This window comes from Paenibacillus solani (assembly GCF_050475945.1).
GTDB classification, from domain to species: domain Bacteria; phylum Bacillota; class Bacilli; order Paenibacillales; family Paenibacillaceae; genus Paenibacillus_AQ; species Paenibacillus_AQ solani_A.
Genome location: NZ_JBCMXJ010000005.1, coordinates 691,634 through 712,877, shown reverse-complemented (window position 1 = coordinate 712,877; position 21,244 = coordinate 691,634). Strand labels below are relative to the sequence as shown.

General features: G+C 48.1%; 17 protein-coding genes. 14 read left to right on the top strand and 3 right to left on the bottom strand.

The features are described from left to right. Window positions 1-38 precede the first annotated feature (38 nt). The 5 genes from ylqF (at window position 39) to ABEQ74_RS05025 (ending at window position 4,628) form a co-directional block, all read left to right on the top strand. Window positions 39-905, top strand: coding sequence for a ribosome biogenesis GTPase YlqF (ylqF, locus tag ABEQ74_RS05045; RefSeq protein ID WP_430120071.1), 867 nt, complete (start codon window positions 39-41; stop codon window positions 903-905). Window positions 906-1,249: 344 nt separating this feature from the next. Further along, window positions 1,250-1,867, top strand: coding sequence for a ribonuclease HII (locus tag ABEQ74_RS05040; RefSeq protein ID WP_430120069.1), 618 nt, complete (start codon window positions 1,250-1,252; stop codon window positions 1,865-1,867). An 81-nt stretch (window positions 1,868-1,948) separates the two neighbouring features. After that, the gene (locus tag ABEQ74_RS05035) at window positions 1,949-3,937 is read left to right on the top strand and encodes a hypothetical protein (RefSeq protein WP_430120067.1); all 1,989 of its coding nucleotides are present in this window, start codon (window positions 1,949-1,951) and stop codon (window positions 3,935-3,937) included. Next, complete coding sequence (locus tag ABEQ74_RS05030; protein ID WP_430120065.1) at window positions 3,934-4,245, top strand: EscU/YscU/HrcU family type III secretion system export apparatus switch protein; 312 nt, start codon at window positions 3,934-3,936, stop codon at window positions 4,243-4,245. Before ABEQ74_RS05035 ends, ABEQ74_RS05030 begins: the two co-directional genes overlap by 4 nt. Next, a complete protein-coding gene (locus ABEQ74_RS05025; protein WP_430120063.1) occupies window positions 4,245-4,628 on the top strand; it encodes a YraN family protein in 384 nt (127 codons plus the stop codon). The genes ABEQ74_RS05030 and ABEQ74_RS05025 overlap by 1 nt, the downstream gene beginning before the upstream one ends. Before the next feature lie 136 nt (window positions 4,629-4,764). Here the strand turns inward: ABEQ74_RS05025 and ABEQ74_RS05020 are convergent, their stop codons facing one another. Continuing rightward, on the bottom strand, window positions 4,765-5,208 hold the full coding sequence (locus ABEQ74_RS05020; RefSeq protein WP_430120061.1) for an N-acetyltransferase: 444 nt from the start codon (window positions 5,206-5,208) through the stop codon (window positions 4,765-4,767). Window positions 5,209-5,226: 18 nt separating this feature from the next. Next, a complete protein-coding gene (locus ABEQ74_RS05015; protein WP_430120923.1) occupies window positions 5,227-6,843 on the bottom strand; it encodes a YifB family Mg chelatase-like AAA ATPase in 1,617 nt (538 codons plus the stop codon). Between the two features lie 585 nt (window positions 6,844-7,428). Between ABEQ74_RS05015 and ABEQ74_RS05010 the strand changes: the two genes are divergently transcribed. From ABEQ74_RS05010 to ABEQ74_RS05000, 3 genes are all read left to right on the top strand, one after another. After that, window positions 7,429-8,964, top strand: a complete 1,536-nt coding sequence (locus ABEQ74_RS05010; protein WP_430120059.1) for an extracellular solute-binding protein — start codon at window positions 7,429-7,431, stop codon at window positions 8,962-8,964. A gap of 150 nt (window positions 8,965-9,114) precedes the next feature. Further along, window positions 9,115-10,032, top strand: a complete 918-nt coding sequence (locus ABEQ74_RS05005; RefSeq protein WP_430120057.1) for an ABC transporter permease — start codon at window positions 9,115-9,117, stop codon at window positions 10,030-10,032. A 12-nt stretch (window positions 10,033-10,044) separates the two neighbouring features. Next, on the top strand, window positions 10,045-10,908 hold the full coding sequence (locus tag ABEQ74_RS05000) for a carbohydrate ABC transporter permease (protein ID WP_430120055.1): 864 nt from the start codon (window positions 10,045-10,047) through the stop codon (window positions 10,906-10,908). Window positions 10,909-10,927: 19 nt separating this feature from the next. Here the strand turns inward: ABEQ74_RS05000 and ABEQ74_RS04995 are convergent, their stop codons facing one another. After that, entirely contained in the window at window positions 10,928-13,171 is a 2,244-nt protein-coding gene (locus ABEQ74_RS04995) for a helix-turn-helix domain-containing protein (protein WP_430120053.1), read from the bottom strand. A gap of 502 nt (window positions 13,172-13,673) precedes the next feature. On the opposite strand from ABEQ74_RS04995, the gene sucC reads away from it, so the two are divergent. The 6 genes from sucC (at window position 13,674) to hslV (ending at window position 21,230) form a co-directional block, all read left to right on the top strand. Continuing rightward, window positions 13,674-14,834, top strand: coding sequence for an ADP-forming succinate--CoA ligase subunit beta (gene sucC, locus ABEQ74_RS04990; RefSeq protein WP_430120051.1), 1,161 nt, complete (start codon window positions 13,674-13,676; stop codon window positions 14,832-14,834). 96 nt (window positions 14,835-14,930) lie between these two features. After that, complete coding sequence (sucD, locus tag ABEQ74_RS04985; RefSeq protein ID WP_430120049.1) at window positions 14,931-15,860, top strand: succinate--CoA ligase subunit alpha; 930 nt, start codon at window positions 14,931-14,933, stop codon at window positions 15,858-15,860. A 131-nt stretch (window positions 15,861-15,991) separates the two neighbouring features. After that, window positions 15,992-17,167, top strand: a complete 1,176-nt coding sequence (gene dprA, locus ABEQ74_RS04980; RefSeq protein ID WP_430120047.1) for a DNA-processing protein DprA — start codon at window positions 15,992-15,994, stop codon at window positions 17,165-17,167. Window positions 17,168-17,203: 36 nt separating this feature from the next. Next, window positions 17,204-19,303 (top strand): type I DNA topoisomerase, encoded by a 2,100-nt coding sequence (topA, locus tag ABEQ74_RS04975; protein WP_430120045.1) that lies wholly within the window; start codon window positions 17,204-17,206, stop codon window positions 19,301-19,303. 21 nt (window positions 19,304-19,324) lie between these two features. Beyond that, window positions 19,325-20,659, top strand: a complete 1,335-nt coding sequence (trmFO, locus tag ABEQ74_RS04970; protein ID WP_430120043.1) for an FADH(2)-oxidizing methylenetetrahydrofolate--tRNA-(uracil(54)-C(5))-methyltransferase TrmFO — start codon at window positions 19,325-19,327, stop codon at window positions 20,657-20,659. A 28-nt stretch (window positions 20,660-20,687) separates the two neighbouring features. Beyond that, the gene (gene hslV / locus ABEQ74_RS04965) at window positions 20,688-21,230 is read left to right on the top strand and encodes an ATP-dependent protease subunit HslV (RefSeq protein WP_053492625.1); all 543 of its coding nucleotides are present in this window, start codon (window positions 20,688-20,690) and stop codon (window positions 21,228-21,230) included. Window positions 21,231-21,244 lie beyond the last annotated feature (14 nt).

Below are 21,244 nucleotides of genomic sequence, written 5' to 3'. Positions count from 1 at the left end.
AACGATGAAAGTTTGCAGGTACAGTGGGGTGACGACGTTTGACAATACAATGGTTTCCTGGACATATGACCAAAGCGCGCCGCCAAATTCAGGAGAAGCTGAAGCTGATTGATGCCGTCATTGAGCTCATCGATGCAAGACTTCCGCTCTCAAGCCGGAATCCGATGATTGACGAAATTTTGCAGAACAAGCCGCGCCTTATCATCATGAATAAAGCCGATTTGGCCGATCCTGAGGTTACAAGGCAATGGCAGGCCTACTTTAAAGAACAGGGCCTTACCGCTTTTCCTGTAGATGCATACACAGGGACAGGCGTCAAAGATATACCAAATCAGATAAAATTGCTGTTAAAAGAGAAGATCGATAAACAAATCGCTAAGGGGATGAACCCTCGCGCCATGCGTGTGCTCATCGTGGGTATACCGAATGTAGGTAAGTCTACGCTGATTAACCGGCTTGCTGGCCGCAACATCGCCGCCACGGGAGACCGTCCGGGCGTAACCAAAGGGCAGCAGTGGATAAAGGTTACCGGTGGTGAAATGGAGCTGCTGGATACACCCGGTATTTTGTGGCCGAAGTTTGAGGATCAGAATGTAGGGTACCGTTTGGCCGTTACCGGCGCCATCAAAGAGGAAATTTTGAACGTAGAAGATATTGCTTTTTTTGCGATCAAATATTTCACGAACTATTATTGGGAAACGATGAGCGAGCGCTTTGATCTTAAAGAGCGCCCAACGGATCTGGACAACCCGGATGAGATTGTCGCGGTCATGGAAGCGATAGGAAGAAAACGCGGCTGTATCGTCAGCGGCGGAAGAGTCGATTTGGAAAAAGCCTCAAGTATTTTCTTGCGCGAACTTCGCGCCGGTAAGCTGGGGCGATATTCGATGGAATCTCCTTATTAAATGAGGGCTCATCGCCTTTATATTTAATACAAAACAACCAACCTCCGAAAATAAGGAGGTTGGTTGTTTTGCAGGTGGATAATAATAGCCTTAAGTCCAAGTTAGAAGATGGCTCCTGATTCTTGTCGGGAGTCATCTTTTTATATAAAGGTAAACTTCCTATTGTTAAAACCATTCGACATCCTTTTGAAGCGGGCGGAGCTCTAAAGTGTTTAGAATGCACGAGTGACGCCCAATGTCATGTATGATAATCTAGTAGAGTGACTAGATTCATAGAATGTTATGAAACACCGTATGTGAGAATTGGATGCAAGCGGTAATTTGGAACCAAAGGGGTTAAACCTATGACAGATTTATTAATGTACGAGCGTGAGTACTGGAGCCGTTATATACATATTGCAGGTATTGATGAAGTCGGACGTGGGTGTTTGTTCGGCGATGTGGTCGCCGCGGCGGTCATTATGCCAGAAGGGGTAGTCATTGAAGGTATTAATGATTCCAAGAAACTTAGCGCAAAGAAGCGGGAAGCACTTTACGACCAAATAATGGAACAAGCATTGGCTGTTGGCATTGGACTGGTAGATGCAGAAACAATCGACAGGATCAACATTAAACAGGCCGCTAGACTTGCCATGAAGATGGCCATCGAACAAATGGCAGTCGAACCTCAGTTTTTGCTTGTGGATGCCGAGAAGGTCGATTGTGATATTCCCCAGCGCGCCATCATTAAGGGCGATGCGAATAGCCAATCTATTGCTGCCGCCTCCATTGTAGCCAAGGTCACTCGTGACAGATTATGTGAGAACGAATGGGAAACACGGTACCCTGAGTACGGGATTGCTGTGCATAAAGGCTATGCAACCAAGTTTCATCGGGAACAACTACAGCGATATGGGCCCACAGCCATGCATCGTAGAAGTTTTTTGAAAAACATGGAGATCGAGCAATTGTCTTTATTCTAGATTTCAATGCAGCCCGCCCTTGCCAAAAGGCGGGCTGCTGCCGATATATAAAGGTAAATGGAAGGTGTGGGAGGAACTATCGTGAACATCGGGTCGTTGATTCGCGGTCTTCTGGGAGACCAAAAGCCTGGAGACGCTAAGACGTTGGAATTAAAGCCGGGTCAGGTCGTCCGCGGTGTCGTGATGAACGTGTCGGAAGACGGCCAGGAAGCGACGGTGCAAATCCAGGGCATACAAGTAAAAGCTCAACTGGAGACGCCGCTTCGAGCCGGGGAAACTGCCCTGCTTCAAGTTCAGCCGCCGGGAGAAGGGGGGCAGGCGGTGCTTAAACCGCTGAGTCATTTGCCGGGACAACCTTTGTCTCCTTCTTCGATGGCCGAGGTACTCGATTTTGCCGGGCTCCCGGATACAAAAGAGAATCGGGAAATGATTCGGGGCATGCAAAACGCAGGGGTTCCACTAACGAAAGAAAATATAGCCATGTTTCGTGAAGCTTTAGCTGTGAAGCCGCCACAGATTCCAGCTGCGGAGTGGGCAGAGTCTGCTGCGATTGCTTTCCACCGCGGGTTGCCGGTTTCGCCTGAAAGTGTGAGAGGTCTGCACCAGGCGGTATTCGGCCCGCAGCTGCATCAATTGCTGCAATCTTTGGAGCAGCAGTTGGCATCTGTGACAGGTCAAGTTGCCGGGAATCCCGTGGATGCTGGAAAAAATGCTGCTTCTGCTGCAACAGCGCCAGGTGCTGGCGGAGAAGCACCTGGTATGACGTCACAGCAAACAGCGGCTGGACACAGTGCCGCTGTCAATGCTGCGCAGGCCAGCACAGGTCAGCAGCAGGGCCTGCTGACCAAGCTGCAGGGCCTGCTGCAGCAGCTGCGCGGCGAGCTGGCGCAGCCATGGGCCAGCGGCGGCACGGCTGCGCCTGCCGCCGGCCAAGCCGCCGCCGTCCCCACGGGATCGGCGGCGGCTCCTGGCGAAGGACCCCTGGGCCCTTCGCCAAAGCCGCTCACCCCGGATGCGGAGCCGTGGGTGGGGCGGCTGTTGAAGCTGCTCGGTGCAGAGCACGAGCAGCAGGCTTTACGCGGGGCCGGTACGGGCCCCGCGGGCGAAGCGGCGCGCCCGGGTAGCGCCGCTCCAGCTGGCGGGCAGCAGGGAACCGTGCCCCCCGGTAGCGGCCAAGCATCCGCAGCGGCTCCCCAGGGGGCGACAGCAGCGAATGCGAATGTCCCTGCATCCGCTCCTGCTTCTGCAAGTGGACAATCTGGTGGACAAGCTGCTACTCCTCCTGCGGTCACCGCTTCGGGCAGTAATAGTGCCCCGGCGGCTGCACCCGGTTCTTCTGGCATGCCAGGAAACGCAGTCCAGGCGAACCAGCAAGCTGTACCGAATGCCCAGGGGGGCATAGTGAACCAGCCTGGTATCACACAGCAGCATATGCCAACTGTGCAGCAGAACAACATGGCTGCCGCACATCAGGTGGCCATGGCTTCAGCGTCATCTAACGAGGCGACGGTTGCCCTGCAAGATACATTAAAAGGGGTTCTACTGCAGGTGCTGTCCAGTCAAGACGTCCCGCCCGCAGTTAAAGAAGCAGCTCAGCAAATCGTGCAGCATCTGACAGGCCAGCAGCTATTGCTGAATACGGATCGAACAGCGCCGTTTGCACAAGTCACCATATTCATCCCATTGCAGGGTGCCGATGGGGAGCAAACGGCATCGGTACATATTCAATCGCGGAGAGGGCGCAAAGGGGAACTGGATGCGACGAACTGCAGGCTGCTCTTTGATTTGGATATGAGCTTCTTGGGAACTACCCTAATCGATGTACAGGTTGTTGACCGCATTGTCAGCCTCAACTTCCGGAATGATCAGAGCTTTGCTGCCGAGCTGTTTGAGGGCAGAAAGCAAGAGCTGGCTCAAGCCGTTTCTTCGATTGGGTACCAATTACTCAGCGTAAAAACAGAGCCGCTGCCTGCAGCCTCTCACGTGGTATCAGATACGTCCATGTCCGTGCAGGGAACGGCTGCAGAGTACACCCCACAGGTTTATAAAGGGGTGGATATGCGGATATGAGTGACCGGGAGAAAGATCAAGAGGCGCTAACGGCCATGAAAAAGGCGGTCGCCCTTAAATATACGCCTGGCGAGAACGAAGCCCCGATCGTGGTGGCCAAAGGACAAGGCAAGCTGGCGGAATCGATATTAGATAGAGCCAAAGAGCATGGCGTTCCTGTACAAGAGGATGCAGCGTTGGTGGAGATTCTCTCCAAGCTGGATTTGGACCAACAGATACCAGCAGAGCTGTATCAGCTGGTAGCGGAAGTGCTAACGTATGTATATCAAGCAGATCGCCAAGCGAGGGATGAAGGGAGGATGTCTTAATGACCCCTTCATTCGGAAAGAAGGACAACCGCAAACAAAAAGGAGCCGCTGCAGAAGAACTGGCTGCTACCGCCCTGATTGAGAAAGGGTATCAGATTTTGGACCGAAATTGGCGCTGTCGCTTTGGTGAATTGGATATCGTAGCTGAAAGTGGAGACATCTTGGTGGTGATTGAGGTAAGGAGCCGAAGCGGAACGACGAGTTTCGGAACCCCCTCCGAATCGGTGAATGCCCGCAAAATGATCCAGGTTCGAAACACGGCACAGCAGTACATACATCAGAAACGTTATTACGAACGGCCGATTCGGTTTGACGTTATCTCGGTCATGTTAGGCGCAGATCTGACAGCAATATCGATGGAACATATTGAGAATGCATTTTAGACCGAACACGATCCTTAGAAAATAATAAGAATTACAACAATAAAGAAGGTGATGGAGTTCAGGTACATCACCTTCTTTTGCATATCACAGTTTATTTTTTCAGTATACGCATATGTTCGGACCGTGTGTTTCTAGTTCATAACGGCTTTAATTCCTTATTCCAAATCATGTTTAGCTCTTTTTGTCCCGTATTACTATCCACGGCTTCTTCAAGAACCTGGAAACCATTCTTTAGATAAAAGTGAAAAGCGTTTCGGTTCTCCTCATATACTTGAAGCTTCAATACATTTCGCAGGTCCATGGCATGGTGGAGCAGCGCACCTCCATATCCTTGATTTTGACTGGTTGTACTCACGAATAATGCTGCAAGATGATCCTCTACAAGTGAGATAAAGCCAAACACTTGACCGTCATCCTCAAGCAGATAGGTTTCAGCCATCGGAAGATAAACGTTCCGCATCTCTTCAATCTTAGATTGCCAGTATTGGGCTGGAATAAAATGATGGGCATCTATGGATGTGGTAAGCCATATGTCGATAATATTATTCATATCTTGGTCGTTCATAAGTCTGATGATCAAGGGTATTCACTCATTTCATTAATGGATTGTGTCTTCGGTCATAATATGTTGGCGATCCAACTGGCGATATTGAATGGCTTCAGCAACATGTCGGCTTTGTATCCCATCGGAAGCCTCCAAATCGGCAATGGTTCTGGCCAGCTTTAAGATACGGTCATAAGCGCGCATGCTTAGACCCAGCGTGTCAATGGTTGTCTGAAGAAGTTCCGCCGATTCTTTATTCAGCACGGCATGAGTCCTTAGGAAACTGCCGAATAGTTCACTGTTCCAGTAGAAGGGAAGGCTCTTGTATCGCTTCACTTGCAGCGCTTGGGCAGCAAGAACTTGTTCCCGCATCTCTTGAGATGACAGCGGCGCTTTGTTGCCCGGCCATTCCTTGGGCCGAGGCACATCGACCTGCAGGTCGATCCGATCCAGCAGCGGCCCTGATATTTTGGCGCGGTATTGAGCGATCCGGGAAGCACTGCAGGTACAGCGTTGGTGAGGATGGTCGCTGCCATAATAACCGCACGGACAGGGATTCATTGAACAGGCCAACATGAAATGCGCCGGGAAGGTAAATACGGCCCGTGCCCGGCTGATGGTCACTTCACGATCCTCCAAGGGTTGTCGCAGAACTTCCAGCACATGTCTTGAGAACTCAGGGAGTTCATCCAGGAAGAGGATCCCTTTGTGGGCCAGACTGACCTCGCCTGGCTTGGGAATGGTGCCACCACCGATAAGTCCCCCTGCCGATATAGTATGATGTGGGGAACGGAAGGGGCGTCTTCTCATCAGACCTTCGGAAGGTTTTAACTTCCCGGCTGCGCTGAATATTTTGGTTGTAGTCAGCGCTTCTTCATCGGCCAAGGGCGGCAGTATGGTAGGGAGTCGCTTCATGAGCATCGTTTTGCCGGTACCGGGAGGACCGATTAGCATGATGTTATGCATCCCTGCCGCAGCGATCGTAAGGGCTCGTTTAATGTGCTGCTGTCCTATTACGTCTTTGTAGTCTTCAAGCTGCATCTCTTGAGGATAACCCTGCCGCTTGGTGTCTACATGCACAGATCGATCATACTTTAGCTTGGACAGTGAGACGGTTTGCAGGGGAGTTCCTTTTCTTCCGGTACCAACCTCCTCCATATTCTCGTCTGCTTCATCCGTGACCAGTTCCTTCAAGTGCTGAATTCCGTAGACCTCCATACCCGTTATTAGAGCAGCTTCTGATGTATTTTCACGCGGGAGCAGAACTCCGGTATATCCTTCTTTTTTGGCTTGTTCTACCATCGGGAGAACACCGGTAATTGGTCTAAGCGTTCCATCGAGTGCCAACTCGCCAATAATTAATAATTGTCCGGCATTTGCGAAAGACCATTGCTCGCTTGTCAGCAAAATACCAATGGCTATCGCCAAATCAAAGGAGGAGCCCTCTTTACGCAGATCGGCCGGAGCGAGATTGACGGTTACCCTCTGTAAAGGATAACTAAACCCGCAGTTTTTGATCGCTGCCCGGACCCGCTCTACGGATTCGCGAATGGACGAGTCTGGAAGGCCAATGATGGTCGTCTGCGGTAAACCGTTCGCGAGGTCGATCTCCACCTGAATGACCACACCGTCAATGCCGTGCAAGCAAGCACTATGAAGTTTTCCGTACATCATAAAAGCACCTCTTTTTCGATATCTTGGAATTGAATACATTGCAGAATATCCGTGATTCGAAAAGGGTGCTTCCTCATTTTCGTTAGGGGGATTCTTGTCCGTATTGTAAAAGTTTACCTCTCTACTGTCAATTCATGCCTGAGATATTGAAACAAAAAGAAAGGAACCCCTGCTGCGGCGGGTTCCTTTTTTGTGCGATAGATAGAGCTATTTGTTACGCCAATCGCTCGATAATAATAGATGCGCTTACGGTAGGCGTACCTCCACCGATGACAGCTTGTAAAGCTTGTACTCCTGTGTTATCAGGGTAGCTTGTATGTGCTGGATCAAGCAGAAACGTTCTGTAAGCTCTAATAGTCATAATGCCGTGAGCCAAAAACCCAGTATTCATGCGGGATCGCAGGGGTAGATATACCTCATTTAAGATAATTGCCACTTTTTCATAATCTTAGGTCAGGTCAATAACGGGAAGGAATGTGAGTAGGCAGCATACAGTTCTTGCAAGTAGAATCATAATCACAAACGCCAATATGCATGAAGTGGATTGGTGTTTACATTACAAGATATAAGGGAGAGGGTTGCATGAGGATTTGGAAACGAAAGATGGGGATGGTGGCTTTGGCGACCATCATGATCGGAACACTACTCGGTGGTTGTTCTAAAGATAATGAAGCAAAAGGGGCTAATCTTGAAAGCGCTGCCTTAGGGAAGGAAGTCACATTACAAATGATGACCTTCTCGCATACGAACTGGCCCTATAAAGAGAACTGGCCAATTTATAAATACTTAAAAGAAGAAACTGGCATTTCCTTCAAGGTCCAACCCGTCATGAGCGACTACACCACGACGATGAATCTGGCGATCTCCTCAGGCGAGATCCCAGATCTTATGATGGTTAACAGCTTGAATGCAGCGAATACACACGGAGCCAGTGGCGCATTTGTTGATTATTTTGAGCACTTGGATCAGATGCCCAACTACAAGAAGTTCCTAGAAGAACATCCTGAAGTGAAGGCAGCGATTCTGTCTCCCGAAGGGAAAAATTATTTCTTGCCGTTATATGGGCTTGAGCAGCAATCCAGGCGGTCTTGGCTGTATCGGGACGACATATTTAAGAAGCATAATCTGACGCCGCCGACTACTTACGACGAGCTCTACACGGTTGCCAAAAAACTAAAAGAACTGTATCCGGACAGCTTCCCGATTGCGGTGTTTAACGGCTTGAGTCCCTTGATTAATATGGCGCCAGGGTTTAACACCAACAGTGGATATTATTACGATTACGATAATGAAGAGTGGCGCTATGGTCCAACCGAGGACAACTACAAGAAGATGGTTGAGTATATGAACAAGTTTTATACAGAAGGCTTGGTTGCGCCTGATTTTATGGCGCATAAACGCAAGCAGTTTAATGATCTGCTGCTTCAGAACAAAGCTTTCATCGCTAGTGACTATATCGGGATCATGGATGAACTGCCACTGGTCCTGGGAGACAAGGCTTCAGAATTCAGTCTGGATTATATGGTTCCACCAGTCGGCACACCAGATGGCAAGTCTCAGAATGTGTTTGCCGGATTACAGTCTGACGGTTTTTCGGTAGCGGCTAATTCGAAAGAGCGGGATCGGCTGCTGAAATACATGGATTTTCTGTATTCTCCTGAAGGCATCGAGCTGGCAACCTGGGGTAAGGAAGGAGAGACCTTCACGACCGAGAATGGGGTCCGTAAATTTAATGAGGATTATAAAGAATTTGGCGACTTGAGAACCAAGACGGGCATCGCAACGATAGGAGCTCATACCGTATTGGACATGACGGCGTATGAATCCATGTATTCCCCCAAAATGCAGGCAGCGATGAAAATCGCTCCGGATCATGAAACCAAAGCGCAGCCAAGACTCGCCTATACCAATGAGGAGAATGAAGTGCTGAGTATGGTAGGCGAAACCGTGAAGAAGTTCCATGAAGAGCAGATTGCCAAGTTTATTTTGGGACAGAAATCGATCGATGAATGGGATACTTATGTCACAGAAGTAAACAAACTTGGCGTGCAAAAGGTATTGGAAGTTCATCAAAGCGCATATGAACGTACACAAAAATTCTTGAACGAAGGCAATTAATCATTCACGCGGCTCGTCGGCTAAATGAATGAACACACTGCTATCTCAAACGGACCGGTCCTGGTGTAAGACAGGCCAAAACCCGGTCCGTAAGAGGGCAGCAATTCGCAGGTTAATAAGGATTTCAGCATGAGAAGGAGGATACGTTTTGTGCAAGCACAGAAGCAAAGTTTCTTACACAAGTTAAAACGGGATAAATATCTGCTGTTGCTGCTTCTACCCTGTGCTCTGTATTACATCATTTTTAAGTATGTTCCTATATTCGGGGTCTCCATTGCCTTTATGGATTACAACCTTTTTAAAGGGATAACGGAAAGTGATTGGGTAGGGTTTAAGTATTTTAATATGTTTTTTAATACACCGGACTTTTGGCCGGTCCTTAGAAATACATTTTTGCTTGGTTTATATAAGCTGGTATTTGGATTTCCGGCTCCGATCATCTTGGCGCTGCTCATTAATGAAGTGAGTAAATCATTCCTGAAACGGTTTGTCCAAACGGTTAGTTATCTTCCGCATTTCATATCCAATGTAGTAGTGGCAGGAATTGCAGTCATGTTCTTGTCTCCAACAGGCGGAGTCGTCAACCAATTGCTGAATGCCATCGGGCTGGACCGAATCAATTTTCTGGTAGAGGCCTCCTGGTTCCGAACGATTTATATTACAACAGATGTTTGGCAGCATATCGGATGGGGGACCATCATCTATTTGGCTGCTTTGACGGCCATTGATCCGCAATTATATGAAGCGGCACGCATGGATGGCGCGAACCGCTGGAAGCAAACGCTGAATATTACACTGCCCGGCATTGCACCGGCGATCGTGATTATATTGATACTGGATATTGGAAAAATACTGGAGATCGGTTTTGAAAAAGTGTATCTGCTCGCAACTCCAGCCACTTACGAAACGGCAGATATTATATCGACTTACGTATACAGGGTCGGTTTAACGCAAGGCAATTACAGTTATGCCACGGCGATTGATCTATTCACGGGCATCATCAGCTTTATTTTCATCATCGCGGCGAATTGGTTCAGCCGGCGAGTCAGTGGCAGCAGCATCTGGTAGAGGAGGTACGTGATGAAACAGAGATGGAATTGGTTTGACGCATTGAATGCCGTAATCCTGTCTGGGATCGTAGTGGCATGTTTATACCCTTTTGTTTACATGTTGGCTGTATCGCTCAGCGATTCCGCTGCTATCGCCTCAGGAGAAGTGTGGCTTTGGCCGAAGGGCTTCAATCTGGATATGTATCAGTACGTGTTCGAGGACGGGCGGGTACTGAAGGGGTACAAGAATACCCTGATTTATGTTATCCTGGGAACCGCTATTTCGCTGATGGTAACAGCACTTGGTGCCTATGCCCTGTCCAAATCTAAGATGGTCCTGGGCAAACCCATCCTGATGATGATCGTTTTTACGATGTTTTTTAATGGCGGGATGATTCCGACATTTCTGGTTGTGAAGGAGCTTGGTTTTGTCAACACGATATGGGGCATGGTCCTTCCTGGAGCTGTTGGCACCTGGAATCTGCTTATCATGCGGACCTTTTTTATGGGGATGCCTCAGGAACTTGAAGAATCAGGCAAAATCGATGGTCTATCCGAGATCGGCATCTTTTTTCGGATTGTGCTTCCGCTCTCCAAGCCGGTCCTTGCCACCATTGGATTGTATTACGCAGTCGGCATGTGGAATAACTTCATGGGTCCTCTGTTGTATCTGCGTGATGCGGATATGCAGCCTCTGCAAGTGATATTAAGAAATATCGTATTATCTGGACAATTTACGGGAACAGAAGGACCGGTTGTAGGTGATATTGTGGTCATTGAAGACGGATTGAAATTTGCTACTATCATGGTGTCTACCCTGCCAATCCTCCTTGTTTATCCATTTATACAAAAGTACTTTGTAAAAGGAGCTTTAATTGGGTCTGTAAAAGGTTAAGCGGCCGGCCGCTCACCTGCTATGATCGGAACGAATGGGTCTTCCGATAATCGCCAGGTGTTTGGCCGGTTATTTTTTTGAACATGCGGATGAAGGAGGTGACATTGCGGTAACCGATCCGGTTGCCAACTTCTTGAATCGGCGTATTTGTCGTTTCCAGAAGTTCCTTCGCTTTCATGATCCGAATTGCATTTAATTGGTCGCTGAAATTGCTTCCTGTTTTTTCTTTAATATACCCGGATAAGTATGTAGGCGACATGTTAAGCTTGGAAGCCAGCTGCTCCAGAGAGATTTCTTCAGCGTAATGGGACTCGAGATAATGAATGACATATTGGATTATATCGTAATGTTCCTCCCGTTTCAGACGGATGGCCTGGGCTGCATGGGCGAGCTCATCCAAAAGAATATCCCGATATTGCTCCGAGGTTACGCTGTAAGCAAACTTCTCATCGTTATCGGAAAATACCTCGGTATTAATTTTTAACAGTTCCATCGTTCTTCTCATGCGGACAGATACCGATTTGGCGAAGTGGCTCAGTTGTTCAGCAGTAACCCCCTGCCGCTGCAGCCTTTCCAGGGCACGCTCGATCAATGTCTGGCAGCTGCTCTCGTTGCCTGCCTGCAGGTTCACGTAGAACTCATGCTCCTGCTCAGCAGTAAATCCTGTTATATCCTCAGACTGTTTCTTCTCCCATATGATCTGAGTCTCTTCAAGCGGCATTGCTTGCAGCAGAAGAGACGCGGCTTCAGCATAAGCTTGGTCAAACTCCGAGGTCTGCTGAAAGACCGACGAAACGGCAATATTCACGAGATAGGTGCTTTGATCATGGTCAAAGATACGCTTGAGTTGCTGAAGAGACTGCTGTAAATCGCTTCGATCTTGGGTATACACAATGGACAGGATCTGCTTGCCTTCCATTTGAAGGGTATGCGATAAAGGAAATTCTTCCTGGATCTGCATCGTGATGATATCCTTGATCTTCCCGGTTGCTCTCGTCATCAATGCGTCGAGTTGATGAGTGGTGATATGACGGTAACGAAGCTGATATATGATGACCACAAACGTTCCTTCGCCTACCCAAAGCTCCTTGGAAGCGGAGGTGTCTATGGCAATGTTCTTGAACTGCGCCAGATAGTGGTAGCTGGTCAGTAAGGGCTTGGTGTGGTCCATCCATTCCTTAATTGTTTTGCGTTCGTGCTGCAAGCCACTCAGATGGTTAGATATGGCGCTGAACTCAGCGATGCTGCCTTGATACTGCTCCATCTCCGATTGCCCCAATCCTCTTATCATCCTCTTCAGCGGTTGGTTGATATTACGGGAGAAGACCCATGATGCCACCGTGCCTATCAGGAGTGTAGCTGCAAATAATAGTACGGCAAACCAGTTCATGCGGCTGATGCTCTGATTAAGTTCCTTATGCGGAATAATAGAGACGTATGTCAATCCCGAACGGGCACCCTTTTCGAAAAAATAGTATGATCCCTTCTGCTTAATCCACTCCGATTTACCGTCCCACTCCGGCAGAAGCTCGGATTTAGGATCAGGGGAAGATTGAAACAGCACTTTTCCATCCTGATCCTGTAACAGAAACCGGGAACCGGCCATTCCTTTATATGATTCATACCAGCTTTTCATATTGACGAAGGCGATGATGTTATAGGAGCTGCCCTGCACGTTGGTGATCAACGGCAGCAACTGCATTTCATTTTTCTCCGTCCCAATTGAAAAAAGACTACTCGGAAGCATTTGAAGGAAGCCGCGGCTTGCATGATCACCCTGTTTCCAGAACTCATAAGGATAGGAATCGCTGATGTAATAATGCTTAAACATCCGGTCATCATTGACGATTCCGTCGCGTTCAAGCAGGAAGGCGTGTTTCGGATAGTAGATCATGACATTGTTCAAATGATAATACGGCTGAGTTACAAGGGTTCTGATCTGGTCCATCACCATATCCACCTGCAAATAATCGATGCCTCTTTTGCCGCCAGCATCCGCTTGTCTGCTAATATTGCCGACAAACTCATTATGCTGAAGATTAAGAAGCAGGCTTTTCCAAGTCGAATATTGCTTCTCAAAGTTATCGACCGTGTTGCGGATGAGCGTCAAATTATATTTGACGATCTCGTTGTTCACGTTGCGAGAGTAAAATGTCATCGACCACAGATTGTAAGACGACAACAGGATAATGACGACGAGAAAATATATCAGCATTTTAACGAATAAAGAACGGGTCGGAAAAAAAGAATGAATCCATTTCATGTTGAATCTCCTTATGGATGCGCTTACTTGCTTTTCAACCATTCTAACGGATAGCAGAAAAAGGATAAAGTGATTTGTTATATAAGATCGACCGGCAACCTCACATGAAAAGGGATATAATGGTATAATAGTAAAAGTTACTGTGAATATACCGGAATAGGAGAGAGGATTGTAGAATGGTTATTTTATGGGAAAATATTATCATCACGCTTATTGCTGGAATTGTGGGTCTTGCCATTGTCATCTTGGGGGCTATCGGGTTGGTGCGTTTAATCAGTAAAAAATAGAAGTTTAATTACATATAATTCCAATTTATATCTGGAAGGAATCATACCGATGCCAAATAGGTTGGATAAACTGTGAACTTTTTAAGGTAAGCGTTTTAAAAACATGTTACAATAGCTTGGGTTTAATATATAAAGGTTGACAATGAGAACTTTTCATAGATTAGTTTTTGTGTCAGCCAGCCTTGTTCCAGTCATGTTGATAGGAGGATTCGAGAATGAATATCCATGAATATCAAGGAAAACAAGTACTGAAGCAATATGGAGTCGCTGTTCCGAACGGCAAAGTGGCGTTTACGGTAGAAGAAGCTGTGGAAGCAGCACAATCTTTGGGCAGTCCCGTAACCGTTGTCAAGGCACAGATCCACGCAGGTGGACGTGGTAAAGCCGGCGGTGTTAAGGTGGCTAAGAGCCTTGATGAGGTTCGTGCTTATGCCGAAGAAATTCTGGGCAAGGTGTTGGTGACTCACCAAACAGGTCCGGAAGGCAAGGAAGTCAAGCGTCTCCTTATTGAAGAGGGCTGCGATATCCGCAAAGAGTATTACATCGGTGTGGTCGTGGACCGTGCCACAGGCCGTGTCGTCATGATGGCGTCAGAAGAAGGCGGTACTGAAATCGAAGAGGTTGCAGCAGCAACTCCTGAGAAGATTTTTAAGGAAGTTGTCGATCCGGCGATCGGACTTCAAACATTCCAAGCTCGGAAGCTAGCATATTCGATCAATATCCCAAATGAATTGGTAGGTAAAGCTGTTCAGTTCATGCTGGCCTTGTATAAGGCATTCGTGGAGAAGGATTGCTCTATCGCTGAAATCAATCCGCTTGTCGTAACAGGTGACGGAAACGTCATGGCTCTTGATGCGAAACTTAACTTTGACTCCAATGCGTTGTTCCGTCATAAAGACATCCTTGAACTGCGCGACTTGGATGAAGAGGATGAGAAGGAAATCGAAGCATCCAAATACGACTTGAGTTACATAGCTCTTGATGGCAATATCGGCTGTATGGTTAACGGTGCCGGTCTTGCTATGGCTACGATGGATATCATCAAATATTACGGCGGCGACCCGGCTAACTTCCTTGATGTTGGGGGCGGTGCAACAACTGAGAAGGTAACAGAAGCCTTCAAGATTATTTTGTCCGATCCTCAGGTAAAAGGAATCTTCGTTAACATTTTCGGTGGTATTATGCGTTGTGACGTTATTGCTACCGGTGTTGTCGAAGCAGCGAAACAGTTGGGCTTAACGCGTCCGCTTGTTGTACGTTTGGAAGGAACGAACGTGGACCTTGGCAAGCAAATTCTGGCTGAGTCTGGTCTGAATATCGTGCCTGCTGATTCCATGGCCGATGGAGCACAGAAGATCGTCTCCCTCGTTCAGTAATATTTCATTCCTGAAGAGGCATGGCACGATGAGTCATAGAGCTCTGCCGTGCGGTTGCTTTCATTTTCAAATAACAATAGGGGATGTGAATCAATCGTGAGTATTTTGATCGATAAGAATACAAAAGTTATCACACAAGGGATTACAGGCAAAACAGCCCTGTTCCATGCAAAAGGTGCCCTTGATTACGGTACACAAATGGTCGGCGGAACTTCACCGGGCAAAGGTGGTACTGAAGTAGAAATCACGCTGGAGAACGGCGAAACCGTTAAATTGCCGGTTTACAATACCGTTGAGGAAGCGAAAGCCAAAACAGGTGCAACGGCAAGCGTTATTTATGTGCCGCCTGCTTTTGCAGCTGATTCCATTCTGGAAGCTATTGATGCTGAAATGGAACTGGTTATTTGCATCACGGAAGGCATCCCGGTGCTGGATATGGTAAAAGTATCCCGTTATATGGAAGGCAAGAAAACTCGTCTGATCGGTCCTAACTGCCCAGGTGTTATCACGCCGGGTGAATGTAAAATCGGCATTATGCCGGGCTATATTCACACGCCAGGACATGTCGGCGTTGTATCCCGAAGCGGCACCTTGACTTATGAGGCTGTTCACCAGTTGACAGCCCGCGGCATCGGCCAATCCTCAGCTGTGGGAATCGGCGGGGACCCGGTAAAAGGGACTGAGTTTATCGATGTCTTAAAACTGTTTAATGAAGATCCGAATACCAAAGCGGTCATCATGATTGGTGAAATCGGCGGTACAGCTGAAGAAGAAGCGGCGGAGTGGATCAAAGCGAACATGACCAAGCCGGTCGTGGGCTTCATTGGTGGTGCAACTGCACCTCCAGGAAAACGCATGGGCCATGCGGGTGCCATTATTTCAGGTGGTAAAGGTACGGCCAAGGAAAAAATTTCCGTACTTGAAGCCTGTGGCATCAAAGTAGCTCCTACGCCAGCTGAAATGGGATCAACCCTCGTAAGCGTGCTTGAAGAGAAAGGCCTTCTGGAGTCTTGTACGACTCACTAAGGTTTTCATTGTAGTGCGATAACAGGCTTAATCCATGAATATAACTTAAGGTAAGCAACCTTTTATTTCCATTCAAGGGGATAAAAGGTTGCTTTTTTGTTGTTGATTTTATATTTTAAGGAGGCCACCTTATGAAGATAGACAATATACTGCTGATTGCGTTGCACGAAAGTGAAGGTATTGGATGGAAGACAATCAACCGGATTATGACGACCGGTGGGCTGCATGAAGGCCTGCTGTCGTATGATATGAATGATTGGAGGGCTCTTGGCTTATCTGTCGAAAGAGCAAATAAGTTGACGAGGAGCTTTCCTTTACTTGTTGAGAAGAAAAGTGTCGAACTGTCGAATGAGGAAGAATACAGGCGCCTTGAGGAATCAGAAGGTAACTGGAAATTGACAAGCCGTGCGAAAGTCCGTATTATAACAGCCCTTGATAAAGTTTATCCTGATACATTAAGATCAGCGCCCCAAGCTCCTTGGGTGTTGTACTGCATTGGTGACATCCAGATGATGGAGCTGCCGGGAATTGCTATGGTTGGCACAAGGGTGCCAACAGCTTATGGAAGGAAAATAGCTGCCATGCTATCGGAAGAGCTGGCACGGTCGGGGCTTGCAGTCGTTAGCGGAATGGCCAAAGGCATTGATAGCGTGGTTCACGAGACTGCTTTGCGAAGCGGCGGGAAGACCGTGGCGGTACTTGGAGCTGGCATTGATATCATATATCCACCGGAGAACCGTTCTCTATATGAAGAAATCGCTGCTAAAGGGCTGATTATATCGGAGTATCCGCCTGGCACAAATGCGCTGCCTGGTTTCTTTCCGCAGAGAAACCGGATCATTGCAGGACTCACGCTGGGCACTGTAGTGGTTGAAGCAGACGCCCGCAGCGGCTCGTTAATCACGGCGGATCTAGCCTTGGAGGCTGGGAGGGATGTGTTTTCTGTGCCGGGGCCTATTACTTCCCCAAAGAGCAGAGGGACTCTTGATTTAATTAAGCAAGGCGCCAAGATGGTAACAGAAGCAAGGGATATAATAGAAGAATATGATTCATGGTTGCCAAAGAGGGCTTCGGATACATACAATAAGGAGCGGCGGGGTCTTCGTCAAGAGCATCCTGATTATATTGCCGGGTTGACAAATGATGAACGGCAAATATACCATATGCTCGAACAGGGGCACAGTTCGCTTGATGAGATGATCGAGCGTACCCAATGGGATTTTGGACATTTGCATTCAGTTCTGTTATCTTTAATCATAAAAAAGCAGATTACCCAATTACCCGGTGCTATATATAAGATCATATAATGGGAAAGTTTGAATGTTGGAGAGGAGGATGAACCTGTGGCGGATTCACTCGTCATCGTAGAGTCGCCTGCCAAGGCGAAAACGATTGGCAAATATCTCGGCAGCAAGTATATCGTGAAGGCTTCGATGGGTCATGTTCGCGATTTGCCGAAGAGCCAGATCGGGGTTGAGGTGGAAAATGACTTCAATCCGAAATACATTACGATCCGCGGAAAAGGTTCTGTCTTAAAGGAACTTAAGGATGCTAGCAAAAAGGTGAAAAAAGTGTACCTCGCAGCTGACCCCGATCGCGAAGGGGAAGCTATTGCATGGCATCTTGCGCACGCGCTGGAGCTTGATGATACTCAAAGCCTGCGGGTTGTATTTAATGAAATAACGAAAACCGCGGTGAAGGATGCTTTCAAGACGCCGCGCAAAATCAACATGGATCTCGTAAATGCGCAGCAAGCCAGACGCATCCTGGACCGTTTGGTTGGTTACAAGATTAGTCCACTATTATGGAAGAAAGTGAAAAAGGGTCTCTCCGCTGGTCGTGTTCAATCGGTAGCTGTGAAGATCATTCTCGATCGCGAGAACGAGATCAGCGCTTTTATACCAGAAGAATATTGGACCATCACAGCCAAGCTGGCCGTTAACGGTTCTGCATTTGAAGCTAAGTTCACTCAGTTGAATGGCGCGAAGAAGGAACTGACGAATGAAGAGGAAGTCAATGAAATCCTCGAAGCGATCAAGGATGCTTCCTTTCAGGTTGGCGAGGTCAAGGAACGTGAACGTCAGCGGCACCCGTCGCCGCCATTCACGACAAGTTCCTTGCAGCAGGAAGCTGCACGTAAGCTTGGTTTCCGAGCTGCCAAGACCATGTCGGTCGCACAGCAATTATACGAGGGTGTCGAGCTTGGCAAGGAAGGCACTGTAGGTTTGATTACGTATATGCGTACCGATTCCACCCGGATTTCCGGTACAGCGCAAGAGGAAGCAAAAGATTACATTACCGAGAAGTACGGAGATCCGTTCGTGCCGGAGAGTCCAAGACAATATTCGAAAAAAGCGGCCAATGCGCAGGATGCGCATGAAGCGATTCGCCCAACATCCGTATTGAGAGATCCTGAGTCAGTGAAGCCGTTTATGAGCCGTGACCAGCTTCGCCTGTACAAACTGGTTTGGGAACGTTTTGTGGCGAGCCAGATGGCTTCTGCTGTACTGGATACGCTTTCCGTGGATATCACAGCGGGTAAGACCGTTTTCCGGGCGACAGGTTCGAAGGTTCGTTTTCCGGGATTCATGAAAGTCTACGTCGAAGGCAACGATGATGGAACGACAGAGGAAGACAAGTACCTGCCAGAGCTTCATACAGGTGACATCCTGGAGAAGAAGGAGATCGAGCCGAAGCAGCACTTTACGCAGCCGCCTCCGCGTTATACGGAAGCGCGTCTTGTCCGGACTCTGGAAGAACTCGGAATCGGGCGCCCAAGTACGTATGCACCTACGCTGGAGACGATCCAGAAGAGAGGCTATGTTGCCATTGAAGAGAAGAAGTTTATGCCAACCGAGCTAGGTGAGCTTGTCATCGAACAGATGGAGCAGTTTTTCCCCGAGATTCTCAACGTTGAATTTACGGCAAACATGGAAGAAGATTTGGACCATGTGGAGGAAGGCTCTGAGGATTGGGTCAAAGTATTGGCAGAGTTCTATGAATCTTTCGAAAAGCGCCTTGAAGTAGCAGAAGAGGAAATGAAGGAAATTGAAATCGAAGATGAGGTTTCCGATGAGATCTGCGAAAAATGTGGCAAGCACTTGGTTTATAAACTGGGGCGTTTCGGCAAGTTCCTTGCTTGTTCAGGATTCCCAGAGTGCCGAAATACAAAGCCGATCATAAAAGATATTGGTGTGGCTTGCCCGAAATGCAAGGAAGGGCATGTCGTGGAACGCCGCAGTAAGAAGGGGCGCGTCTTCTTTGGGTGTGATCGTTATCCGGAATGTGACTTTGTATCATGGGATAAACCGTCAACGAAGCCGTGTCCGAACTGCAGCAGTTTAATGGTAGAGAAAAAAAGCAAGCAAGGTGTCAAGCTCCAATGTACTTCTTGTGATTATTCCGAGATGGTCGAGGAACAAGACGAAACAGCAGATTTGTAAGGCATACAGGGGGTAAAGACATTGACTGAATCACAATCACAGCGGGTTACGGTTATCGGGGCAGGTCTTGCGGGCAGTGAAGCTGCCTGGCAGATTGCGAGCCACGGCGTACCCGTTACACTATATGAGATGCGACCGGTTGTAAAAACACCGGCGCATCATACGGACAAGTTCGCAGAGCTTGTGTGCAGTAATTCGCTCCGGGCGAACGGCTTGACTAATGCCGTTGGTGTACTGAAGGAAGAGATGCGGATGTTGAATTCGCTTGTCATCGGAGCTGCAGACCGCAATGCCGTTCCGGCGGGCGGGGCTCTGGCCGTTGACCGTGACGGTTTTTCTGGAGAGATTACGGAAACACTGCATCAACATCCGTTAATTGAGGTTGTAAATGAAGAAATCCAGCATATACCTGAAGAAGGGATTGTTGTCATTGCCACAGGTCCGCTGACTTCTCCCGCATTATCTGCACAAATCCGTGAGCTAATGGGCGAGGATTATTTCTATTTTTATGATGCAGCTGCACCGATCGTGGAAAAGGACTCCATCGATATGAGCAAGGTCTATCTTGCCTCGCGGTATGATAAGGGTGAAGCGGCATATCTGAATTGCCCTATGACGGAAGAAGAGTTTGACGCCTTCTATGATGCGCTTATCCATGCAGAAGTCGCGGAATTAAAAGAATTCGAAAAAGAGATTTATTTCGAAGGCTGCATGCCGATCGAGATTATGATGCAGCGTGGCAAGCAAACAGCATTGTTTGGCCCAATGAAGCCCGTAGGACTAGTGAACCCGCATACAGGCAAGCTGCCTCATGCAGTCGTGCAGCTTCGTCAAGATAACGCAGCGGGAACACTTTATAACCTTGTCGGTTTCCAGACTCATTTGAAGTGGGGCGAGCAAAAACGGATCATTTCTATGATTCCCGGTCTTGAGAACGCTGAAATTGTACGTTATGGCGTCATGCACCGCAATACGTTTGTTAATTCACCGAGATTGCTGGAACAGACCTATCAAGTGAAAACCCGGCCTAATCTATACCTAGCAGGGCAAATGACCGGCGTGGAGGGTTATGTGGAATCCGCGGCCTCTGGACTGATAGCCGGCATCAATGCGGCGCGGGCAGCTCTTGGACAGGAGGGCGTCGTCTTCCCTCAAGAGTCAACCATCGGAAGCATGGCTTATTACATAACCCATGCTGATCCTGAAAACTTCCAGCCGATGAATGCGAACTTTGGTCTTCTGCCAAGCCTGGAGAAAAGGATTCGCAACAAAAAGGAGAAGAACGAAGCGCTCGCAAACCGTGCTCTTGATAAAGTGAGAGTGTTTGTAAGCGACAATGAACTGAATACAATCTAAACTTATTTTCTCAGGGAGGTCTTGCATCATGGAAATGACTTTTCATGCCACTACGATATGTGCAGTTCGGCATAATGGCCAAGCAGCCATTGCCGGTGATGGACAGGTCACATTCGGTGAGAGTGTAGTCATGAAGCAGACCGCCAAGAAAGTGCGCCGTCTTTACCGGGGACAAGTTGTCGCCGGTTTTGCCGGTTCTGTGGCGGATGCAATTACGTTATTTGAGAAATTCGAAGGCAAGCTGGAGGAGCATCATGGCAATTTGCAGCGGGCTGCTGTCGAACTGGCAAAGGATTGGCGTCAAGATCGAGTGTTGCGCAAGCTTGAAGCCTTGATGATTGTAATGGATAAGACAGGTATGCTGCTGATTTCCGGCGGAGGCGAAATTATTGAGCCGGATGATGATGTGCTGGCCATTGGTTCAGGCGGCAATTTTGCCTTGTCAGCAGGTCGTGCGCTGAAGCGTCATGCTGGGCATATGGAAGCGAAGGACATAGCCAGAGAAGCGCTTCAGATTGCTTCTGAGGTTTGTGTTTATACGAATAGCAATATTATTGTAGAAGAACTGTAAGAATGCCCTGCGGC